Below are 22,446 nucleotides of genomic sequence, written 5' to 3' on the forward strand. Positions count from 1 at the left end.
TTTTACCTTTTATTGATCTTTCTCCACTAAAAGCGCTTCTAGCAAATCAAGATCATGCAGCAACGTTTGTAGTGTTTCATTACTAATTTTACGGGTTGCACGCAGGTGATATAACTCCCCGCGTTCAGCCCTTAATGCCGTCAAACGGAAACGACGTTCCAAATCTTCAACCATCAGGTTATGCTCGATTTCATCCGTTCCCGCGGTACGGCGCCGCAAATAACCGGTAACACGAGAAGCAACTTCACTAATGACTTCTGCATCCAGTTTTTCTTCAGTGCTGGCCGACAGACGCTCTTCCATCTTATTCATACTGACAATAGCAACTTCAGCCATCGCTGATTTTGCCATCCTGATTTCATTGAGATCTGCCAGTTTATCGCCAACTTTCATGCCACGTAGCAGCAAAGGTAAACCGATAACCCCGACAAAGAGAGAGAACAGAATCACGCCCGCAGCAATGAAAATCAACTGATAACGTGCCGGGAACGGGTCACCATCCGGCAAGAACAGTGGCACAGACAGTGCGCCTGCCAGCGTAATTGCCCCACGAACACCCGCAAATGAAGCCAACCACAACTCACGGGTTGTATAGGAGGCAAACTGGAGCGGTTTTTTCTTTATCAACACTTTGCTGATATTTTTCATCAGCCATAACCAACTGAATCGCAGTAATACCAGTGCAACGTAAATGACGCCAACGGCAGCGAACAACATCCAGGTTTCAACATTTGGGTCAAGCTCAGCCTGAGCTACCGATGTTTCCCAGATGCCCGGCAATTGCAGCCCCAGCATGATAAACACCAGTCCATTGAAGACAAAGGCCAGCATTCCCCATACATTATCGGCACGCAGACGCATGTCCAGTGGTGCGTTGCGGATAACGCCGGCCTTACTGATAGTCATACCTGCGGAAACCGCAGCCAGAATCCCTGATACACCGATATGCTCAGCAATCATATAGGAAGCGAACGGCAACAACATCATAAACATGATTTGAGTTGCAGGATCATCCCCGCTCCAGCGACTCATCAAGCGTAGTGATTTACTGTATAACCATGTGATGGCGATACCCGACAACAAACCACCAATCGCAACCTTGAAAAACTCCACTGTTGCGCCAGTGACAGTAAATACCATCGTGCCCATGGCAATCGCCACAGCAAATTTCAGAGCCACCAGACCGGAAGCATCATTCATTAATGCCTCCCCTTCCAGCACGCTCATCATATTTTTAGGAATACGCCCTTTTCCAACAATTGATGACAATGCTACCGCATCTGTTGGGGATAATACTGCCGCCAATGCAAAAGCAGCGATAAGAGGAATACTTGGCAATAACCAATAGATCAAATAGCCGATGCCAATAACCGTCACTAATACCAATACTAAAACTAAAATGACGATTTCACGCCCATGCTGGAAAAACTCTCTGGTCGGTGTTTTCCAACCATCAACAAATAACAAAGGAGGGATAAGTAATACGAGGAAGAGCTCAGGATCGAAAGTAACGTGTAAACCAAAATGAGGCCAGGCCAGCAACGCTCCCATTGCTATTTGCACTATCGGCAAGGGGATACGGAACGGAATCATTTTAGTAAGAACACCAGAAACTGACACCACCAAAATCAAGATCAAGATAGTAAAGAATATTTCCATGTTACCCTTACAAATTGCCAAAAATCCGTCAGTGGAAAGATTGTGACTGTTTTTTATTGTTAATAATAGCGCTAATAACCATAAATATTACAGTTATTAAAGAAAATCAAAAAGCAATCACATTGTGAATCAATAAATATTGATTCATTTTTCTATTTTATGCTTATCGGCTTGAGTGTGTTGAAAAATTAGCGCATTTTAGAATATATCTGGCGTGCAATATGATTAACTGTGGAATGGAATAATATAGAAGGGATGCGCAACTCTTTGTCGTTTACGCATCCTATTTTAATTAGATAGCCCAATTGCCGGCATAAAAGACCACTAATACAATGGCAAGTATAATCGTACCAATATTCAATTTACGCCATTCACCCGAAAAAATACGCCCAACAACCAGTGTACTAAAACCCAGCATAATGCCTGTGACGATATTACAAGTCAGCACAATAAATACCGCACACAGTAAGCCTGACATTGCGTCAACAAAATCATCAAAATTCAGCTTTCGCACATTGCTCAGCATCAGTAATCCGACATACATCAAGGCAGGAGCCGTAGCATAACCAGGCACTAAATACGACAGCGGAGACAGGAATAAAATCAACAGGAATAAAATACCAACAACGGAAGCTGTTAAACCTGTTTTACCACCCGCAGCGGTTCCTGCGGCAGACTCAATATAAACCGCTGCGGGAGAAGAACCGATAACCCCAGCAAAAATACTACTGACAGAATCTGCTGTCAGCGCCTTGCCGCCATTGATAATCTGGCCTCTCTTATCCAATAAATTTGCTTGCCCTGCCACAGCCCGGATCGTACCCGTTGCATCAAATATAGCTGTCATTACCAGCGCCAAAACACTGGGTAATACAATAGGCTGTAAAGCACCCATAATATCCATACTGAACATCAGGGATAGGCCATCTTCCCCCAATGTAGGAAATTTAAAGAATCCTTGATATTTAACGGCTGGATCAAAAATCAAGCCGATAATAGAAATTGCGATAATCATCAGCAAGATACCGCCCGGCACCTTCTTCCGCTCCAGACCGATAATGCCTGCCAGCCCCAATAACGTCATCACCACGGGAAATGACGTCAATGAACCAAAGGACACAGGCAAGCCAGCATTTGGGTTCTTCACCACCAGACCAACGCCATTGGCTGCAATCAACAATAAAAACAACCCGATGCCAATACCCGTTCCATGTGCAATACCCATTGGCATATTGCGTAAAATCCACGCTCGCACACCCGTTACTGAAATTAACGTAAACAAACATCCCATCAGGAAAACCGCACCGAGAGCCACTGGAATGCTGACCTGTTGCCCTAATACCAGGCTAAATGCGGTAAATGCCGTCAACGAGATCGCACAACCAATCGCCATTGGCAAATTAACCCACAACCCCATCAATAACGAACCGATACCGGTTACCAAACAAACAGAAATAAACACGGCGGTATGAGGAAATCCGGCTTGCCCAAGCATCCCTGGTACCACAATAACGGAATAGACCATCGCCAAAAACGTCGTTAATCCAGCGAGAACTTCCTGACGTACCGTCGATCCGCGTTCAGTAATCTTAAAATACCTATCGAGTTTGCATTGAGTTGGTGCCTGCATACCAGACATGTTTTTCCCCTGCTTCTGTTAAAAATATATCGCTTTAAAAAGCTCTCTTCCTATTTCTTCACCTCTTCAAACGAAAACGATTACGTCACAAGATAATAAAAATCAGTGCTGCATTCATGAATTCAACCATTCGCTTGCGCAATCGTTTGGCTTTTTGGGTAAAGAAAAAGTGAGAAAATTTGAAGCAGATGATTATCCAGTGAATCAGGGATAAGAATCAAGCGATAATCACATCGAAGATGATAAGACTCATGCTCTATATTCTGTATATTTACAGGGTAGTTGGTTAACATTGATGCCTATTTGCCCAATAATGATGAAGATATGTATATACGCATTAAACTTCAAGTTGCAATTTACAACACGATATGAAACCTGATTTCTCCCCGCTTCACGGGGAGAAATCTCACGCATCTTGAAGTTAGATTGGTATAATGTGCCTTAAACAGTTTTTGCCCAACTTTCTGATGATACTATTGATTGAGGATAAGAATATTTTGACATAGGAAATATTGCAATTGTCTATATTTTGTGCGAATCTGCAATATAATTGATATAAACCATATCAACAATATCTATTATCCATACCCAAGTCTTTCAAGTTACAGCTCAATGTCAAAGGAACAATTCCCCAGTCATGTTTCATCATTGATTGAGCGAAAGCTAACGGGTATACGTCCTATGCAAATAGGGATAAGGGGGTCTAGAGTGAGTACTAAAGTAGCAAGAAAAAGCAGAGTAAAAGAAAAAACGCTCAGCTTAGGTTACGTTTCCCTTCTTGATGTTCTTTCGCATCAACAAGAACATATTGAGCATATTCATGTCACTGAAATTCCGCCTAACGAAGCAGATCGTTTTTTAGTTGTTGAATTACCCGAAGAAACAGCCAGAGATCTTGATGTCAGGGATCTTCGTATTGCCCTGTTAAGTGCACTAAATACAGCGACCTCCATAAAACGCAGCACTCCATCCGGTAAATCTGCGCCTAAGATGAGCAATCCAGAACTTTATGTCCATCCAGATGATTTGCGTGAAGAAAACCAAAAAGATTCCTGGAGAACATCAAACCGAAAAGATCGGATTGAAGCGTTGAAAAATTCAATACTCGAAGAATCAAACTGGCTCCCTGCATGTAAGCTCAGCCAATCTGCCGGTTTTTCGTTGCTTAATCCTAGTGCAACGCCCAATCGCTGGAAAAAAGCTAAAAAAATCTTCGCTGTTTCAGTCAAGGGAAAAGACTTATACCCGCAGTATGCACTGGATGAAGGAGGATTACCTATCCCCATTCTCAAAAATATCATTGAAGTTTTTGATGGAAAAAAAACTTCCTGGGGCATAGCAATTTGGTTTAATACGCCTAATTCATGGTTAGGAAAAGAAAAACCGAAAGACGTTTTGATAAACCGCCCAAATGATGTGTTGAATGCAGCAAAGCAGGAAGCTGAAGGACCGTGGCATGGATAATTCCCTTGGCAAATCTGTCAAAATGGGGATCTGGAAAGCCCAACACCCAATTGAACGTATTCATCACCAAGCATACAAAGGCGCTGAGTTTAATCCGGGAAAAGGGAACACACGATTCAGCCCCTGCAAAAATGAGCAAGGTGAACCTATCCCCACAATTTATGGTGGTGAGAACATTTCCGTTGCAGTCATGGAAACCATTTATCATGACGTGCCAACAGGAAGCAATAATCTGCCTTTCGACCTGGGTAAATTAGCTCCGCTTGTCTACAGCCAGCTGATCCCTAATATCGATCTCATTATGGTAGATATCAATATGCGAGTATTACGCAAGTGGGGCTATGAACCAAAAGATGTTTTGCTTTCCGAAGCCGACAGTTATCCCCATACCCAAGAACTCGCAAGCCAAATTTACCGCGATAATCCATCTGCTCAGGCGATAACGTGGGCATCAAAACAACATGGTGATAAGGCGATAATGCTATTCGGTGATCGGCTTAAAAAAAATCAACTGGCAGTATCTATTGAATCACAACCACTCTGGTCTTCTAACTCAGTTATCAAAGCCGTAGATTTTCTGGCAGATGAAATGGGCCTTATAACCTATAATAATCAAGATATTATCTGATTCCTGCACCATATCGACACATTTTTATGCGGCCTTTAAGCCTGACCTTGTGTAAAATCCCCTCAATTCGACTTTTGACTGATTCATTAGGATTTCTGTAAGAATTAAGGAGATAAACAATGACAACTTATGCCCTGGTAGGTGATATCGGCGGTACAAATGCACGTCTGGCATTATGTGATGTAGATACTGGGCAATTGAGCGCGGTCGAATTCTATCCCTGTGCGCATTATGAATCACTTGAAATTGTTATCCGCCAATATTTGAAACAGCAGAACTGTGAAGTCAAATATGGCAGTATCGCTATTGCCTGTCCGGTGACGGATGATGTAATCAGTATGACCAACCACAGTTGGCGTTTTTCTGTTAGTCAAATGAAAGCCTCTTTGGGGTGGGAACGTTTTGAGGTAATTAACGATTTTACTGCCGTTTCCCTCGCCATTCCGGTTCTGGGAGCAGATGATGTAATTCAGATTGGTGGAAAGCAACCTCAAACTAAACGCCCTATTGCGGTTTATGGTGCAGGGACTGGGTTAGGAGTCGCACATCTTATTCACACAGGCAGCCAATGGATGAGCTTACCGGGTGAAGGCGGTCACGTAGAGTTCGCGCCAGATAGTGCGGAAGAAGATCATATGTTGAGCGTACTGCGCGAAGAACATGGACATGTCTCCGCTGAACGAGTCCTTTCCGGCCCTGGTTTAGTGAATATTTATCGTTCCCTGATGAAACTCAACGGGCAAGTCGCCGAAGATCTTACCCCTCGCGATGTTTCTGACCGTGCACTGAATGGAAATTGCCCTATCTGCAAACAAGCGTTAGAACTCTTCTGTACCGCGTTAGGACGTTTTGGTGGGAATTTAGCGCTGAATATTAGTGCATTTGGCGGTGTTTACATTGCAGGTGGGATCGTTCCTCGTTTCCTTGATTTCTTCCAAAAATCAGGTTTCCGGCAAGGATTTGAAAACAAAGGCAGATTTACAGACTATTTAAAAGATATTCCAGTGTATCTGATTACTCATGACAAACCGGGGTTATTGGGTGCGGGATCTTATATTCGCCAATTGCTGGGTAAAGCGATTGGTTAAATAGAACCAAGATATTTATATATACGCATTAAACTTCAAGTTGCAATTTACAACACGCTATGAAACGTGATTTCTCCCCGCTTCACGGGGAGAAATCACACGCATCTTGAAATGAGATTGGTATATGCTCATGCTATTTGTTTGCTTTGCTGGTGATAATTTTGAGCAATATTTGGCATAAGTATTTTATGAGTGAGCTATTGAGTGACTATTCCTTCCGAAGCAAAGCAAGCATTGTTGATCGTTCAGAAGCGATTAGCCGAATCGCTGGTCGCGGTCTACCTTCATGGTTCGGCTGCGGTTGGTGGTCTTCGCCCCCACAGCGATGTAGATTTGCTCGTGGTTATTGACCAACCGATGACATCTGGGGTTCGGGCATCTCTCGCTGCCGATTTAATGATGATATCAGGCCGATATCCTTTTGATCCTGATGGGCGTCGCCCGATTGAACTGATTGTTTTCTTGCGCGCCGATCTCAGCGCATCACTTTATCCTGCCCGGTGTGAATTTATTTACGGCGAGTGGCTACGCCATGAATATGGGGTGGGAAATATTCCCAAGTCGGTTTGTGATCCAGAACTTACCTTAGTGTTGGCTCAAGCACAGCAGGAAGCAATACCGCTGGTCGGCTCGAACACAAGCAATCTTCTACCCACTATTCCAAGTTCGGATATTCATCGGGCTATTAAGGATGTCCTGCCGAATTTAATTGAGACGCTACAGGGAGATGAACGTAATGTCCTTCTAACGCTGGCGCGTATGTGGCGGACATTAGTGACGGGAGAGTTTGTTTCTAAGGATGTTGCTGCCGATTGGGCGGCTGCGCGTCTTCCAGCCACACAGGCCGCTGTCTTAGCCGATGCGCGGGAAACCTATTTGAAAGGGCATGAAGAAGATTGGCAAAATCGCCAGCAAGAACTTCAAATTACGGTAAGTTCGCTGCACGATTGTGTGCTAACAAATCTATGTGTGAAACTTAAGACTTGATCTGACAATTATCGAAACAAAAAACAATTGCCAGATCAAAGTTAAACGACTACAGATCGCAAAATCTGTGACTGGTTCTGACCAGAATCAAGCTGCTTTTTTAGTTCACTCAGAAAGGAATATCATCATCGAAATCCATCGGCGGCTCATTGCTCTGTGGCATAGGCGACTGCGCTGGACGAGATGGAGCACCGCCACTGAATTGCTGAGAGGCTTGTGGCTGTTGTGGTTGCCCCCAACCGACTTGCGCTGGCGCATCCTGTGCTGCACCACTACGGCTACCCAGCATCTGCATTACCCCACCGATAGGATTGACGACAATTTCCGTGGTATAACGGTCTTGGCCGTTCTGATCCTGCCATTTGCGGGTCTGCAAAGAACCTTCAATATAAACCTGAGAACCTTTGCGCAGATATTCACCGGCAACTTCGGCCAATTTGCCGAAAAATACGACACGATGCCATTCGGTTTTCTCTCTCATCTCACCGGTTTGCTTATCACGCCAGCTCTCAGACGTTGCCAGAGTAATGTTGGTCACTGCACCGCCATTCGGCATATAGCGAACTTCTGGGTCCTGTCCCAAATTACCCACTAAAATAACTTTGTTTATGCCTCTGCTGGCCATTGGGAATACTCCTGATGAAATGAATTTTGCTAAAAACGGATTTCTCTAATTATAAGCAATGTAGTTTACCATGCGAGGGATAAGTTTAAATAGAGAGCCGTTATATTATACTTTGCGAAGCGTATCGTACTTTACATTGTCATGATTACAGCACGATTACCCATTAAATACTGTATATCCGTTCAGCAATGTTTGTGCAATAATAATGCGTTTATGAGTTTTGCTCTATCAATAATCTGGGAAGTGGTATATGGATAACATCGAAATTCGGGGCGCCCGCACCCATAATCTTAAGAATATCAATTTAATAATTCCCCGTGACAAGCTGATAGTCATTACTGGGCTATCTGGCTCCGGTAAGTCATCTTTGGCTTTCGATACCCTGTATGCGGAAGGGCAACGTCGCTATGTTGAATCCCTCTCTGCTTATGCCCGCCAGTTTTTGTCACTGATGGAAAAACCAGATGTCGATCATATTGAGGGGCTATCCCCAGCCATTTCCATTGAACAAAAGTCTACTTCCCATAACCCACGCTCTACAGTGGGAACGATAACTGAAATTCACGATTATCTTCGTTTGCTATTTGCACGAGTAGGTGAACCACGTTGTCCTGAGCACAATATTACGCTGGCAGCGCAAACGATCAGCCAGATGGTAGATAACGTCTTGGCACTGCCAGAAGGCCAACGCCTGATGTTACTGGCTCCCGTCGTCAAAGAACGTAAGGGCGAACATACCAAGCTGCTGGATAATCTCGCTGCACAAGGCTATATCCGCGCCCGTATTGATGGCGAAGTGTGTGACCTTTCCGATCCACCAAAACTCGAATTACAGAAAAAACATACTATCGAAGTCGTCATCGACCGCTTTAAAGTGCGTGCTGACCTCGCCCAGCGATTAGCGGAATCATTCGAAACTGCATTGGAACTTTCCGGTGGCACTGCCGTCATTGCCAATATGGATGATACACAGGCCGAAGAACTGGTTTTCTCCGCTAATTTTGCCTGTCCAATATGTGGTTATAGCATGAGCGAGTTGGAGCCTCGCCTGTTTTCCTTCAACAATCCCGCTGGTGCTTGCCCTACTTGTGATGGATTAGGGATTCAGCAATTTTTTGACCCCGAACGCGTTGTCCAGAATGAAAGTATCTCCCTTGCCGGAGGCGCGATCCGTGGTTGGGATCGCCGTAACTTCTATTACTTTCAGATGCTGAGATCACTAGCAGAACACTACAAATTCGATATCGAAACACCATTTAATCAGTTAAGCCCAACCATCCAGAAAGTGGTTTTATACGGTTCAGGTAAAGAATCCATCGAATTTAAATACACCAATGATCGTGGTGATGTGACGGTTCGTCACCATCCGTTCGAAGGTGTGCTGCATAATATGGAACGCCGCTATAAAGAGACGGAATCCACCGCAGTACGGGAAGAGTTGGCAAAATATATCAGCAATCGATCTTGCATTTCCTGCGATGGAACGCGACTGCGTAAGGAAGCACGTTATGTCTTTATCGAAAATACTACGCTGCCACAAATTTCGGATTTCAGCATTGGGCATGCGATGGCATTTTTCCACAATATCAAACTGAGTGGACAACGCGCCCAAATTGCCGAAAAAGTCCTGAAAGAGATCCGTGATCGCCTGAAATTCTTGGTTAATGTTGGATTAAATTACCTGACGCTCTCCCGTTCAGCAGAAACGCTTTCCGGTGGGGAAGCCCAGCGTATCCGTTTGGCGAGCCAGATTGGTGCAGGCCTTGTCGGTGTGATGTATGTGCTGGATGAGCCTTCCATTGGCCTGCATCAGAGAGATAATGAGCGTTTGCTGGAAACATTGCTGCACCTGCGCAATTTGGGCAACACGGTTATCGTTGTCGAACATGACGAAGATGCCATCCGTGCGGCTGACCATATCATTGACATCGGACCAGGCGCGGGCGTACATGGTGGCGAGATTGTTGCCGAAGGAACAATTACCGCTATCATGGAAAGTCCAAAATCGCTCACAGGAAAATTCCTCAGTGGTGAACGTCAAATTGCTATTCCAGAGCAGCGCGTGTCTGTTAATCCAGATAAGATGCTGAAATTGATTGGCGCAAAAGGCAATAACCTGAAAAAAGTGACATTAAAACTGCCTGTAGGCCTGTTTACTTGTATCACAGGGGTTTCTGGTTCCGGAAAATCAACGTTGATCAACGATACGTTGTTTCCTATTGCACAGCGTCAGTTAAACGGAGCAACAAATATTAGTCCTGCCCCTTATATTGATATCCAGGGTCTTGAGCATTTTGATAAGGTAATCGATATCGACCAAAGCCCGATTGGCAGAACCCCACGTTCAAATCCTGCCACTTATACGGGTATATTTACGCCTGTCAGAGAGTTATTCTCAGGCGTTCCTGAATCCCGTACCCGTGGCTATACACCGGGGCGTTTCAGTTTCAACGTTAAAGGCGGACGTTGTGAAGCCTGTCAGGGCGATGGCGTAATTAAAGTTGAGATGCATTTCTTACCTGATGTTTATGTGCCTTGCGATCAATGTAAGGGCAAGCGTTACAATCGAGAAACGCTGGAAATCAAATATAAAAGCAAGAATATTAATGAAGTGCTGAATATGACCATCGAAGAGGCTCGTGAGTTTTTTGACGCAGTTCCTGCGCTTTCCCGCAAGTTGCAAACTTTGATAGATGTCGGTCTTTCCTATATTCGTCTGGGGCAATCCGCAACGACACTTTCTGGCGGGGAAGCACAACGGGTAAAACTAGCACGGGAATTATCTAAACGGGGTACAGGCCAGACACTGTATATTCTTGATGAGCCAACAACCGGCCTGCATTTTGCGGATATTCAGCAACTACTGTCCGTTTTGCATCAATTGCGGGATCAAGGAAATACTATTGTCGTTATTGAACATAATCTGGATGTGATCAAAACGGCTGACTGGATTGTCGATCTTGGCCCTGAAGGTGGTAGCGGCGGTGGTGAAATATTGATTTCAGGAACACCCGAAGAAGTCATTCAATGTGAGAAATCTCACACTGCTCGTTTTTTGAAGCCAATACTTGAACGAGATTAATTTATTAATTTTAAAACTAAACTATCTATAACCCCCTCACTCCGTGGGGGGTTTTTATTTATTTTCTAGCCAATTATTAATCAAATTCAATTTACTACGGGCAGTAAAACCTTTTTTACAGTCAATTCAGGTGAAACAATCTTTCGTGAATTAGTATTGTATTGTTGATCTAATATTATTAATACTCACATTGCCGAAGCATTAATGTCATAATGGCATAACATATGCTTTAAACTTATAATGGAGATTAAACATGTATATGTTTTTACCGTTCTTAATTGCGCTAATTATCATCATCACTGTCATTACCGGTAAGAAAAAGCTGACGTATACCCTTTGGTTTGCTTTATTCATTATCACGGTATTTTGGTTTAAATATCATGCAACTGATGCATTGAATCTTTCTTTCTAATTGGGGGACGTAATGAATAATACAATGTCAGCACCGCGTAATATTAACCTTGCCATGGCCTTAAATATTCTGGGTCTGTTCGGTATTAGTGTGGTTTTGATAGTCGCGTTTTATTATCAATTAGCACGTTTTGAACTACCTTGCCCATTATGTTTATTGCAGCGAGCAGGCATTATCATGATTGGTTTTGGATTTTTGTTTAATATTTATTTTGGCATAAAAAATGCCCATTATAGCCTTTCACTACTTGGCTGCATTGTGACTGGTTTCATTGCCATGCGTCAGGTTTCTCTCCATATCATGCCGGGCGATACGGGATATGGTTCAACTTTCTTCGGCCTGCATTTTTATACCTGGGCTGCAATTCTATCTATCCTGGCTATTATTGCCATCGCAGCTATCATGCCCCTGAAAGCAGGCAATGTTGATTCAGCAAGATACACACCACCAACATTAAGCAAAATTGTCATGGGATTGTTCGCATTTTTAATTGCAGCCAATCTGGTTTCCACCTTATTAGAATGTGGTGGCGGGCAATGTGATGACAACCCAACGTTCTATCAGTTATTGCAAAAGTAATCTTTCTCTATATTGAAACCATTAAAACAGAAGGCTGCATAATTCCAGCAACCTTCTGTTTTTTTCAACTGAATGTTTTCAGGCACGGGTTTGACTGTTCAATCGAAAATAAGGTGCTGGAAAACCATCTCCCTAATTCCTTTGCTAAATTTTGACATGGCAGAACGAGTCAAATGAGCAAATTCAGCTGCATCAGATAAACCAATGGAAAATCATATTCTTTCATTATGATATTCCTTATTTAGGATATAAGATCTCCAGCTATATTCTATAAAGCCGTTCACTGAACGGCTTGGAATAGGTGACAATTGTAATTCTAATTTTCTTTGCGTAGACAAAAAAAATTATTCACTCACCGCAGCAAACGCTTTTGCAATACGTTGCACGTTATGATGATTCACACCCGCCATACAAACGCGGCCAGAGCCGACCAGATAGACGCCAAATTCTTCACGTAATCTATCAACTTGTGCCTGACTGAATCCGGTATAACTGAACATTCCACGCTGTTTCAGTAAATGGTTAAAGTTTTTCTCTGGTAGTGCTTGTTGCAGGGCATTTACTAATACTGTCCGCATTTCCAGAATACGCAAGCGCATCCGTTCAACTTCATCCAGCCACTGGTTTTTTAATTCAGGGTTACTCAATACCCTGGCAACAATCTGCGCACCAAAATTTGGTGGGCTGGAGTAAATACGGCGCACCGTCGCTTTCAATTGTCCCAAGACATGTTCAGCCGCTTTTACATCGTCACAGATAACGGATAATCCACCAACACGCTCACCATACAATGAGAAAATTTTCGAAAATGAGTTGCTGACCAGGCAAGGCAACCCCGCATTGGCCATTGCGCGAATCGCGTATGCATCTTCTTCCATGCCGTCGGCAAATCCCTGATAAGCGATATCAAGGAAAGGAAGCAATGCCCGCTCTTTCGCAACCTGAACCACCTGATCCCATTGGTCATTGGTGAGATCGGAACCTGTTGGGTTATGGCAACAAGGATGCATCAAAATAATACTTTTTGTCGGCAATTGCTTGAATGTTGCCAGCATTTCGTCAAATTTTACCCCTTTGGTTTTATCATCAAAATAAGGGTAATAGTTCACTTTGATGCCTGCTCCGGTAAAAATAGTGGCATGGTTTTCCCACGTCGGATCACTGCACCATACTTCAGAATCAGGAAAATAATGGTGTAAAAAATCAGCCCCTACTTTTAATGCGCCTGAGCCACCCAGTGTTTGAATCGTGGCAACACGTTGTTGGTTTAATAGTGGGTGATCTTTGCCGAATAGTAGTTCCTGAATTGCCGTGCGATAAGCAAGCAACCCTTCCATTGGGAGGTAAAGGGAAGCAGACTGTGGCAAGGCGTTTATTTGTTTTTCAGCAGTTGCAACAGCCTGTAATTTTGGGGTTATACCCCGTTCATCGTAATATAGCCCGATGCCCAGATTTATTTTTTCTGCGCGAGGATCGTTTTTAAATTCTTCCATTAATGACAGGATAGGATCGCCGGCATACGCATCAACATTCTGGAACATTACGTTATACTCCCTGCTATTGTGTTATTTATTAAAAGTGCAATAACAGACAATATAACTTACCCGGATTATTCGTCTAGATATTCCATCGCAACACGTGAGGTCAGTTTCGTAATTAGCTCATAAGCGCTGATCCCCGAATGCGCTGCAATTTTTTCAACTGGCAGGGCATTCCCCCAAAGGATAACTTCATCCCCAACTTTATCCTGGCATGTTGGTCCCAGATCCACAGTAATCATATCCATAGATACACGGCCAACAAGTGGCACTTCCCGACCATTGATCAATACTGGCGTACCGACAGGTGCACTGCGGGGATAGCCATCACCATATCCCATTGCCACAACGCCAAGATAGGTGTCTTGTTCACTGCTCCACGTACCTCCATATCCTACTGCTTCACCCGCTTTGTGTTTACGGACGGCGATTAAACTGGATTTAAGTGTCATGGCAGGGAGTAAATTAAAATCGGCAGCGGTCTTATCTGCCATCGGCGAAGCACCATACATCATGATGCCGGGACGAACCCAGTTCAAATGCGCCTTTGGCCATAATAAAATCCCCCCTGATGCAGAGATGGATTTTTCGCCAGATTTATCCGCAATAAATGCCATAAAGCGTTCAATTTGTTGCTGGGTCGTTTCAACTGTAGGCTCATCTGCACGGCTAAAATGGCTGATAATATTAACGGGTTGCTCAATATTACGACAACGGCTCAGGCGTTGATAAAATGCGTCTGCTTCATCGATCCGGATACCCAGACGGTGCATTCCTGTATCGAGTTTCATCCATACTTTAATCGGATGGGACAAATCTGCCTGTTCCAATGCTTCAAGCTGCTCAAGGCTATGCACCACGGTTTCAATATGATTGACGACTAAAACAGGAAGAGCAGCCGCTTCAAAAAAACCTTCTAGTAGCAAGATTGGCTTGACAATCCCACCACTGCGCAGGGCAAGCGCTTCCCCAATGCGAGCGACACCAAAGCAATCAGCATCTTCCATTGTGTACGCAGTTTCTAATAAACCATGTCCATAGGCGTTTGCTTTCACAACTGCAATAAGTTTACTATCAGGAGCTTGTACTCTCACTTGTTGCAAATTGTGTCGCAGAGCGCGGCGGTCGATAACAGCAGTGGCCGCTTTCATTCCATCCCCTTTTTATCATTTTTCAGTCAGGTTTGATAATAACAGCCTATCTTCGATGTTGATTATTAAAGTCATTTGAACACGAACGATAGGCACTTGGATTTATTCGTCACTGTAACTCGGACCAGCATAATTATCGAATCGTGACCATTGACCGTTAAATGTCAGCCTTACTGTGCCGATAGGGCCGTTACGCTGTTTACCAAGAATGATTTCTGCCACACCTTTCAGTTCACTGTTATCGTGATAAACCTCGTCACGATAGATAAACATGATCAAGTCAGCATCCTGTTCGATAGAGCCTGATTCACGCAGATCGGAGTTAACCGGACGCTTATCGGCTCGCTGTTCCAAACTACGGTTAAGCTGGGAGAGCGCAACAACCGGCACTTGAAGCTCTTTTGCCAATGCTTTTAGTGAGCGGGATATTTCCGCAATTTCCAGTGTTCGGTTGTCAGATAAAGAAGGTACCCGCATCAATTGCAGGTAGTCGATCATAATCAAACTGAGCCCACCGTGTTCGCGGAAAACTCGGCGCGCCCGGGAACGCACTTCTGTTGGCGTCAAACCGGATGAGTCATCGATATACATATTGCGTTTTTCCAGCAAGATCCCCATTGTGCTGGAAATTCGTGCCCAATCCTCATCATCAAGTTGACCAGTACGAATACGTGTTTGGTCTACGCGGGACAGGGACGCTAGCATACGCATCATGATCTGGTTGCCGGGCATCTCAAGGCTGAAAATCAAAACAGGCTTATCCTGCATCATAGCTGCGTTTTCACACAGGTTCATCGCAAAAGTCGTTTTACCCATTGAAGGACGCGCCGCTACGATAACTAAATCTGATTTTTGCAATCCTGCGGTTTTCTTATCCAGATCTTGATAGCCGGTAGAAACGCCTGTTACACCATCATGCGGGCGCTGATAGAGCTGTTCAATTCGTTCAACAGTTTCTTCCAGGATCTGTTCAATGCCTTTCGGGCCCTCGTCTTTATTTGCCCGATTTTCTGCGATCTGGAATACTCGTGATTCAGCCAAATCCAACAGTTCTTCGCTGGTTCGCCCTTGTGGATCGTATCCCGCATCGGCAATTTCATTGGCTACCGCGATCATATCGCGTACTACTGCACGTTCGCGGACAATATCGGCATAAGCATTGATATTCGCCGCGCTTGGGGTATTTTTCGACAATTCAGCAAGATAGGCAAACCCTCCGACATTATCGAGTTCGCCATTTTGTTCAAGAGATTCCGACAATGTGATCAGGTCGATAGGTTTGCCCGTTTCGAGCAAACGCTGCATTTCAGCGAAAATACGTCTGTGTGGTCGGCTAAAAAAGTCATTGCTGGTAACCCGTTCGGATACACTATCCCAACGTTCATTATCCAGCATCAAACCGCCTAACACGGATTGCTCTGCTTCCAAAGAGTGTGGTGGAAGTTTCAGCCCTTCCACTTGGCGATCTTTTGGTTCAGCCATACTGTTGTTAGTTGGTTTTTTTCCAGCCATGTATACCGCATCAATCCACTAAACAAAAAACGAAATAGGGTATCAGTATACGCCATGAAAACAGCCTTGAGTAATTATATATAGTCTGTGATGATTTCAGATACATTAGCGCTATTTGCAGCCATTTCATTGCAAACGTGCGAGGCTGTTCCCAATATTTATAACATAATGAGAGAGTTACCATGGCAAAACACATTGAATTATCCGCCACTGGCGGCCCAGAAGTACTCCGATATTGTGAATTTACACCTGCTGACCTTACTCCCGATGAAATACAAGTCGAAAACAAAGCTATCGGCATTAATTATATCGATACCTACATACGCAGTGGTTTATATCCACCAGCCTGCCTGCCCTGTGGCCTGGGAACGGAAGCCGCAGGCATTGTCACTAAAGTTGGCTCCAATGTGACATCAATTAAAGTCGGTGATCGTGTGGTTTATGCCCAGTCAGCATTAGGGGCTTACAGTGAAATACACAACGTTTCTGAAAGTAAAGTCGCGCTGTTGCCGAATGAGATTTCGTTCGAACAAGCGGCGGCGTCATTTTTAAAAGGCCTGACTGTTTACTATCTGTTCAATTTGACACATAAGCTCCAGGCAGGAGAAACAACTTTATTTCATGCCGCCGCCGGTGGTGTTGGTTTGATTGCCTGCCAATGGGCAAAAGCATTGGGTGCAAAATTGGTTGGCACAGTAGGTTCAGACGAAAAAGCGGCACTCGCCAAGGCAGCAGGGGCATGGCAAACTATCAACTATCGTCGCGAGAATATTGTAGAACGTGTCCTGGCTATTACTGGCGGGGAAAAAGTCGGTGTCGTATACGATTCTGTTGGCAAAGAGACATGGCTGGATTCACTGGATTGCCTGAAACGACAAGGTTTGATGGTCAGTTTCGGTAACGCTTCAGGCCCCGTAACCGGCGTGAATTTGGGTATCCTCAATCAGAAAGGTTCACTGTTTCTCACCCGCCCTTCTCTTAATGGCTATATCACTACTCGCGAAGAGTTAGCAGAAGCCAGCAAGACACTGTTTGGTTTCATTGCCAGCGGCAAAATCAATGTGGATGTACCAGAAAATCAGCAATTTCCACTAAGAGAAGCAGTAAGAGCACACCAGACGCTGGAAAACCGTGCAACCCACGGTTCCAGTTTATTGATTCCATAATTTCAGACAAAACTCCTGAGCGGATTTACATCCGCTCTGTCACCATTTCCAACGCTTTTTCAACAACCATAATATCAGCGCCCGGCTTATGGGCGTTTTCACTTAAATGACGACGCCACTGACGTGCCCCAGGGATCCCTTGGAAAATGCCTAAAATATGGCGGGTGATATGCCCTAAATAAGTGCCTTTTGATAGCTCTCGTTCAATATAAGGATAAAGCACCTTAACCACCTCAACCGTATTGGTCACGGGAACTGTTTGGTCAAACAATTCACGATCCACATGTGCCAGAATGGATGGATTTTGGTAGGCTTCTCGTCCAACCATCACACCATCCACATACTGCAAATGCTGTTTGGCTTCTTCCAGCGATTTAATGCCACCATTAATCGAAAGCGTCAGGTAGGGGAAATCTTGTTTCAATTGATAGACTCGCGGGTAATCCAAGGGCGGAATTTCGCGGTTTTCTTTCGGGCTTAAACCCGACAGCCACGCTTTACGCGCATGGATAATAAAATTATCGCAATCGCTGTTTTTCACAATAATATCAATGAAATCACAGAGAAACTCGTAGCTATCCTGTTCATCAATTCCAATGCGGGTTTTAACGGTAACAGGAATATCCACGACATCCTGCATTGCCTTAATACAATCAGCTACCAGCGCGGATTCTCCCATCAGGCAAGCACCAAAACGGCCATTCTGCACACGATCAGAAGGACAACCCACATTCAGATTGATCTCATCGTAACCTCTTTCCTGTGCGATCCTGGCACACTGTGCCAATGCTTGAGGATCACTGCCCCCCAATTGCAGTGCCAACGGATGTTCTTGCTCGTTACAGGCCAGATAATCCCCTTTGCCATGAATAATCGCCCCCGTTGTAACCATTTCCGTGTAAAGCAACGCCTCTTTACTCAATAAACGATGAAAGTAACGGCAATGACGATCAGTCCAGTCTAGCATGGGTGCAACGGAAAAGCGGGATGATGGGTGCATATCACAAACCTCATTTAAAAATCAAAAAGATAGCGCCGATATCGCCACTTTATATTCTGGTTTATTTCGGCTTATTCAGCCATTAGGAGATATTAAGGGGGAGCACAAACTCCCCCAAATTATCCAAGGCGGGCGATTATACAGAGCGAAAAGGGTAGCTTCAAACTCAACCAAAAGTGAATGCTTGAATTAGTTCCATTTAAAATGTAATGACGAGAATTTCTCTTGAATTTCAGTAATAAATCGATCTGTATTAGAAAGGCTCCAATTTCTAGCGATGTAATAGCCTTCACCTTGATAATCAAACTCAGGCTCTAACTGAGTACGGTACTTTTTGTATTTGTCTTCAGTTCCTTTAATTTCTTCATATTTTTTCAACAACTGAAACGAACAAGTTTTATTATTTCGGAGATAGTGAAAACCAGACTCATCAATTAATTTATGATCCTCAAGTGCCTTAACTGTATAAAAACCAATGTCTGACTTACGGAAACCTTGCTGGTAAAGCATTCCATTAACATACAGATTAAGTGATGAGTGATCTTTTTCACTGCTAACAGCTCTCTTTTCCCGATTTTTATGGCGTACCTCTATCTGGTAATCTACCGCTTCGGGAAGAGGAATAATTTGCTCAACATTCAATAAAAGTTTTTCATTGACTCGAAAAGGTTGAAGACGAACACAAGTTATATCCATCCCTATATCATTCATCCACAAAACCGATGTCGTAATCTCTTTAGAAAAACCAAAAGCAGCTAAAACGATACGTGTTTCTTTAGCAAAATCATTATGTTGTGGAGAGTCCCAGGCCAGAAAATCCAACAACGAACTTTCAGCATCAATATCCTGTCCCGTTTGACTCAAAAATTCCCTGTAGGCACTAACAGCCTGCTCCCACGTTAGATTCGAAACCATAGCTGCGTACCGAATCGCCTGAAGTTCCATATGACCACCATCTTCATCCCGCTTAAGCTCTATGACGACAAGATTGGCAGACTTATCGATACCAAGTAAATCAAGGCTTCGCTTAGAGCCAACAAAATGGCTATATTCTTCTGCGATCACTAATGTATCTGGACTAATGGCGCCAATTTGTGATCTTAAAAGACGCTGGATGTCTTGTCGTTCCTTCAGCTTCTCTGCCTCAAATGAAGTCATTTCAACTTCTATTAACGTATCCTGTGTTAATTCATATATTGCCATGTTTGTACTTGTATTATTTTTTTGTCATTGTTCCTTTGTGCCATATAGTATACATACCTATCCCTACAGGCTGTTAATGCAAAACGCGAATTTCAGTATGGCTATTATCCTCATCCATTACTTCGTCGTCGTCGAATGGATCTTCCATTTGTTGATCGCGTAACATGGAATTGACCACATCAGCAAAACCATCTTTCATCTATTGTTCCATAAAGATACCTTTCGGGTTTGGCCAAGGTAATTGAGCCATCGGCCAGTCACAATGTTCCTTGTAAAACCAAAACGCTTTCAGGCGTCCTTTCGCTGTGTCAAAATCCCGACTCCAATAGGCATTACCTAACCGATAATTCGTGTGGAATTCTTCGAAGCTGCCAAAAATTTCATAAATATAATCAGCTGTTTTTAGTATATTTTTCCACGCCGTTTCTTCACTAATATAGCCCGCCGCAAAACAATTTCGGCTCAGAACAATCGCGCGCCAGAGATCAAATCCCCAAAGTAAAGCGGGCTGTCGTCCATTAATTGAGCGAGAACATTGCTGTACATATTCTTCTGGCTCTTCAATTAAACTGCCAAGTATTTAAACATTTCGCCATCGGTAAAAACTGAATCAACCGCAAAACGCTCTGAGTGCATTCCTGCCCATAAATCATGCACTACTTTCCAATAATCTTTTTCATCAAGTATTCCCCAATTTGTATAGACTTGGGACTGATGAGACTCTGCATCAGATAAGGGCAATGTTCTTATCCACGGATTAACTTTCTTTTCAAGCATCTCATCATAACAAGCTAACTACTCTTCTTCACAAGTATGTTACACATCAGACGAGAACTGAACGTCATATAGATCCCTCTCCCTAGTTAAAAAACATGATAACATTAAAGTCATTAGCATCGTGTAGGTGTGAGAGGTGTAATGAAAACTATCAATCAAAAAAAATTACTGGCACAGGCTGAAATAATCTGCCTGGCAAGAGGGGTTCGTTTGACACCTCAACGCCTTGAAATTCTTCGTTTAATCACTGAACAGCCTAGCGCGATAAGCGCTTATGATTTGCTGGATTTATTGCGTGAAGTCGAGCCACAAGCCAAGCCTCCAACCGTTTATCGTGGATTGGAGTTTCTGCTGGAACAAGGTTTTATTCACAAAATAGAATCTACAAATAGCTATGTGCTTTGCCATCATTTTGAAGAGCCATGCCATACTTCGGCAATGTTTATCTGTGAATTTTGTGGCTCAGTAACCGAAAAGGATGCAAAGAATATTGAATCAGCTATTCAACAGTTAGCGCAAGGTACGGGTTTTCATTTGCGAAATAGCGTGATAGAAGTTCATGGCATGTGTTCTTCCTGCCATGAGATTGAATCCTGCACGGAGCGCGATATATGCCAGCACGATCATTCGATTGAAGAAAATAAAAAGAAATAAGAAAAAATATTTGAAGCCAAATCGAGCAATGAGGCGATCATAACTAATATAAACTTATATTTTCCCAGAACCCGTTAAACTTAAGTTTAACGGGTTCTGGGAAAAATGACCGCCCCAGAATGGCAAACTGCAATTATCCGCCTTTGCAATCAGAACCAGTCCCCGCTACGAATAACGCCGACTGCCAATCCTTCAATAGTGAAATTCTGCTCGCTCAAATCAACAACAATGGGTTTAAATTCCGGATTTTCAGCAATCAGTTCAATTTTGTTTCCTGTTTGTTTGAAGCGTTTTACTGTGACTTCATCTTCAATGCGCGCCACAATGACTTGTCCATTATGAACATCCTGTGTTTTATGCACAGCCAGTAAATCTCCGTCCATAATCCCAATGTCTTTCATGGACATACCACTGACACGTAACAGAAAATCAGCACTTGGTTTGAATAATTCAGGATCAACCTTATAGTGACTTTCAATGTGTTCCTGAGCCAGCAGTGGTTCCCCAGCAGCAACACGACCGATCAGCGGCAATCCTGCCCCTTCATTTTCTTCAAGCAGCAAACGGATACCTCTGGATGCACCAGAGATAATCTCTATCACCCCTTTACGCGCAAGTGCTTTTAAATGCTCTTCTGCTGCGTTAGGTGAACGAAAACCAAGTCGCGCTGCAATTTCAGCACGTGTTGGTGGCATACCCGTTTGCGAAATATGGTCACGCACCAAGTCATAGACTTGCTGCTGCCTGGCAGTTAATGCTTTCATTTCGCCCCCTGTTTGTTTATACAGTCAGACTGTGAGTATATACAGGTAAAGTCGAATTTGGAACCTGTCAGCATGTAAAAGCAGCTAAATAACGTATTTAATGAAAAAACACACTACCTCAGCGCATAAAATGCGACCAAAAGATCATTCCCCAAATAAACAACGCCAAAAGTATGGAAAACAATACAGCCGCAGACCCCATATCTTTCGCTCGACCTGATAATTCATGATATTCACTACCGATGCGATCCACGACGGCTTCTATGGCACTATTGAGGATTTCGACAATGACCACCAGCATAACAGAGCCAATCAGGAGGAGTCTCTCATGTAAGCCAAAATCTAAAGAAAATGCAATGATGATCGCAAGTATGGCAGCAATTGCTTCCTGCCGAAATGCCGCTTCATTTTGCCATGCCGCCTTGATTCCTTTCGCCGAATATCCAGCCGCTTTAATGATGCGACTCAAACCCGTAGATTGATTTGCCATAAAAATTTTCTTTAATGAACTTAATGAT

Annotated in this window: 22 protein-coding genes; 9 read left to right on the plus strand and 13 right to left on the minus strand. The window is 43.7% G+C overall.

Annotation, left to right across the window (positions count from 1 at the left end; translation table 11 throughout):
* Positions 1-9: 9 nt before the first annotated feature.
* Both IQ209_RS11665 and IQ209_RS11670 read right to left on the minus strand, forming a co-directional pair.
* Entirely contained in the window at positions 10-1,659 is a 1,650-nt protein-coding gene (locus tag IQ209_RS11665) for a Na+/H+ antiporter (protein ID WP_193851464.1), read from the minus strand.
* A gap of 292 nt (positions 1,660-1,951) precedes the next feature.
* On the minus strand, positions 1,952-3,298 hold the full coding sequence (locus IQ209_RS11670; RefSeq protein WP_193851465.1) for an NCS2 family permease: 1,347 nt from the start codon (positions 3,296-3,298) through the stop codon (positions 1,952-1,954).
* A gap of 708 nt (positions 3,299-4,006) precedes the next feature.
* Here IQ209_RS11670 and IQ209_RS11675 point away from each other — a divergent pair.
* The 4 genes from IQ209_RS11675 (at position 4,007) to IQ209_RS11690 (ending at position 7,465) form a co-directional block, all read left to right on the plus strand.
* Positions 4,007-4,762 carry a hypothetical protein gene (locus IQ209_RS11675; RefSeq protein ID WP_339378876.1) on the plus strand — a complete coding sequence of 252 codons (756 nt, stop codon included), beginning with the start codon at positions 4,007-4,009 and terminating at the stop codon, positions 4,760-4,762.
* On the plus strand, positions 4,755-5,390 hold the full coding sequence (locus IQ209_RS11680; RefSeq protein ID WP_193851466.1) for an RES family NAD+ phosphorylase: 636 nt from the start codon (positions 4,755-4,757) through the stop codon (positions 5,388-5,390). The genes IQ209_RS11675 and IQ209_RS11680 overlap by 8 nt, the downstream gene beginning before the upstream one ends.
* Positions 5,391-5,509: 119 nt before the next feature.
* Positions 5,510-6,478 (plus strand): glucokinase, encoded by a 969-nt coding sequence (gene glk, locus IQ209_RS11685; RefSeq protein ID WP_193851467.1) that lies wholly within the window; start codon positions 5,510-5,512, stop codon positions 6,476-6,478.
* A 204-nt stretch (positions 6,479-6,682) separates the two neighbouring features.
* Positions 6,683-7,465, plus strand: a complete 783-nt coding sequence (locus IQ209_RS11690; RefSeq protein ID WP_193851468.1) for an aminoglycoside adenylyltransferase family protein — start codon at positions 6,683-6,685, stop codon at positions 7,463-7,465.
* Between the two features lie 109 nt (positions 7,466-7,574).
* Here the strand turns inward: IQ209_RS11690 and IQ209_RS11695 are convergent, their stop codons facing one another.
* Positions 7,575-8,090: a single-stranded DNA-binding protein gene (locus tag IQ209_RS11695; protein ID WP_193851469.1), complete on the minus strand. Its 516-nt coding sequence runs from the start codon at positions 8,088-8,090 to the stop codon at positions 7,575-7,577.
* Between the two features lie 250 nt (positions 8,091-8,340).
* Here IQ209_RS11695 and uvrA point away from each other — a divergent pair, with 250 nt between their 5' ends.
* The 3 genes from uvrA to IQ209_RS11710 all read left to right on the plus strand — a co-directional run bounded on the left by uvrA (position 8,341) and on the right by IQ209_RS11710 (position 12,163).
* Positions 8,341-11,172 (plus strand): excinuclease ABC subunit UvrA, encoded by a 2,832-nt coding sequence (uvrA, locus tag IQ209_RS11700; protein WP_193851470.1) that lies wholly within the window; start codon positions 8,341-8,343, stop codon positions 11,170-11,172.
* Between the two features lie 253 nt (positions 11,173-11,425).
* The gene (locus tag IQ209_RS11705) at positions 11,426-11,584 is read left to right on the plus strand and encodes a DUF5993 family protein (protein WP_193851471.1); all 159 of its coding nucleotides are present in this window, start codon (positions 11,426-11,428) and stop codon (positions 11,582-11,584) included.
* Between the two features lie 12 nt (positions 11,585-11,596).
* Positions 11,597-12,163 carry a disulfide bond formation protein B gene (locus tag IQ209_RS11710; RefSeq protein WP_193851472.1) on the plus strand — a complete coding sequence of 189 codons (567 nt, stop codon included), beginning with the start codon at positions 11,597-11,599 and terminating at the stop codon, positions 12,161-12,163.
* Positions 12,164-12,507: 344 nt separating this feature from the next.
* Here IQ209_RS11710 and IQ209_RS11715 read toward each other — a convergent pair whose 3' ends face one another.
* The 3 genes from IQ209_RS11715 to dnaB all read right to left on the minus strand — a co-directional run bounded on the left by IQ209_RS11715 (position 12,508) and on the right by dnaB (position 16,364).
* A complete protein-coding gene (locus IQ209_RS11715) occupies positions 12,508-13,704 on the minus strand; it encodes an amino acid aminotransferase (RefSeq protein WP_193851473.1) in 1,197 nt (398 codons plus the stop codon).
* Between the two features lie 68 nt (positions 13,705-13,772).
* On the minus strand, positions 13,773-14,852 hold the full coding sequence (gene alr / locus IQ209_RS11720) for an alanine racemase (protein WP_193851474.1): 1,080 nt from the start codon (positions 14,850-14,852) through the stop codon (positions 13,773-13,775).
* Positions 14,853-14,954: 102 nt separating this feature from the next.
* The gene (gene dnaB / locus IQ209_RS11725) at positions 14,955-16,364 is read right to left on the minus strand and encodes a replicative DNA helicase (protein WP_193851475.1); all 1,410 of its coding nucleotides are present in this window, start codon (positions 16,362-16,364) and stop codon (positions 14,955-14,957) included.
* Positions 16,365-16,546: 182 nt separating this feature from the next.
* Here dnaB and IQ209_RS11730 point away from each other — a divergent pair, with 182 nt between their 5' ends.
* The gene (locus tag IQ209_RS11730) at positions 16,547-17,530 is read left to right on the plus strand and encodes a quinone oxidoreductase (protein ID WP_193851476.1); all 984 of its coding nucleotides are present in this window, start codon (positions 16,547-16,549) and stop codon (positions 17,528-17,530) included.
* A gap of 25 nt (positions 17,531-17,555) precedes the next feature.
* Here IQ209_RS11730 and dusA read toward each other — a convergent pair whose 3' ends face one another.
* From dusA to IQ209_RS18345, 5 genes are all read right to left on the minus strand, one after another.
* Positions 17,556-18,530 (minus strand): tRNA dihydrouridine(20/20a) synthase DusA, encoded by a 975-nt coding sequence (gene dusA / locus IQ209_RS11735; RefSeq protein WP_228005848.1) that lies wholly within the window; start codon positions 18,528-18,530, stop codon positions 17,556-17,558.
* Between the two features lie 189 nt (positions 18,531-18,719).
* Positions 18,720-19,733, minus strand: coding sequence for a hypothetical protein (locus IQ209_RS11740; protein WP_193851477.1), 1,014 nt, complete (start codon positions 19,731-19,733; stop codon positions 18,720-18,722).
* A 73-nt stretch (positions 19,734-19,806) separates the two neighbouring features.
* The gene (locus tag IQ209_RS18585) at positions 19,807-19,932 is read right to left on the minus strand and encodes a hypothetical protein (protein ID WP_255528773.1); all 126 of its coding nucleotides are present in this window, start codon (positions 19,930-19,932) and stop codon (positions 19,807-19,809) included.
* Entirely contained in the window at positions 19,933-20,313 is a 381-nt protein-coding gene (locus IQ209_RS18340; protein ID WP_339378877.1) for a DUF1266 domain-containing protein, read from the minus strand.
* The gene (locus IQ209_RS18345; RefSeq protein ID WP_228005849.1) at positions 20,298-20,510 is read right to left on the minus strand and encodes a hypothetical protein; all 213 of its coding nucleotides are present in this window, start codon (positions 20,508-20,510) and stop codon (positions 20,298-20,300) included. The genes IQ209_RS18340 and IQ209_RS18345 overlap by 16 nt, the downstream gene beginning before the upstream one ends.
* A gap of 141 nt (positions 20,511-20,651) precedes the next feature.
* On the opposite strand from IQ209_RS18345, the gene zur reads away from it, so the two are divergent.
* Entirely contained in the window at positions 20,652-21,164 is a 513-nt protein-coding gene (gene zur, locus IQ209_RS11750) for a zinc uptake transcriptional repressor Zur (RefSeq protein WP_193851478.1), read from the plus strand.
* A 149-nt stretch (positions 21,165-21,313) separates the two neighbouring features.
* On the opposite strand, the gene lexA is transcribed toward zur, so the two are convergent.
* Both lexA and IQ209_RS11760 read right to left on the minus strand, forming a co-directional pair.
* A complete protein-coding gene (gene lexA, locus IQ209_RS11755) occupies positions 21,314-21,928 on the minus strand; it encodes a transcriptional repressor LexA (RefSeq protein ID WP_193851479.1) in 615 nt (204 codons plus the stop codon).
* A 118-nt stretch (positions 21,929-22,046) separates the two neighbouring features.
* A complete protein-coding gene (locus IQ209_RS11760) occupies positions 22,047-22,418 on the minus strand; it encodes a diacylglycerol kinase (RefSeq protein WP_193851480.1) in 372 nt (123 codons plus the stop codon).
* Between the last annotated feature and the right edge of the window lie 28 nt (positions 22,419-22,446).

It is taken from the genome of Xenorhabdus sp. BG5 (assembly GCF_015163665.1).
In the GTDB taxonomy this organism is placed as follows: Bacteria; Pseudomonadota; Gammaproteobacteria; order Enterobacterales; family Enterobacteriaceae; genus Xenorhabdus.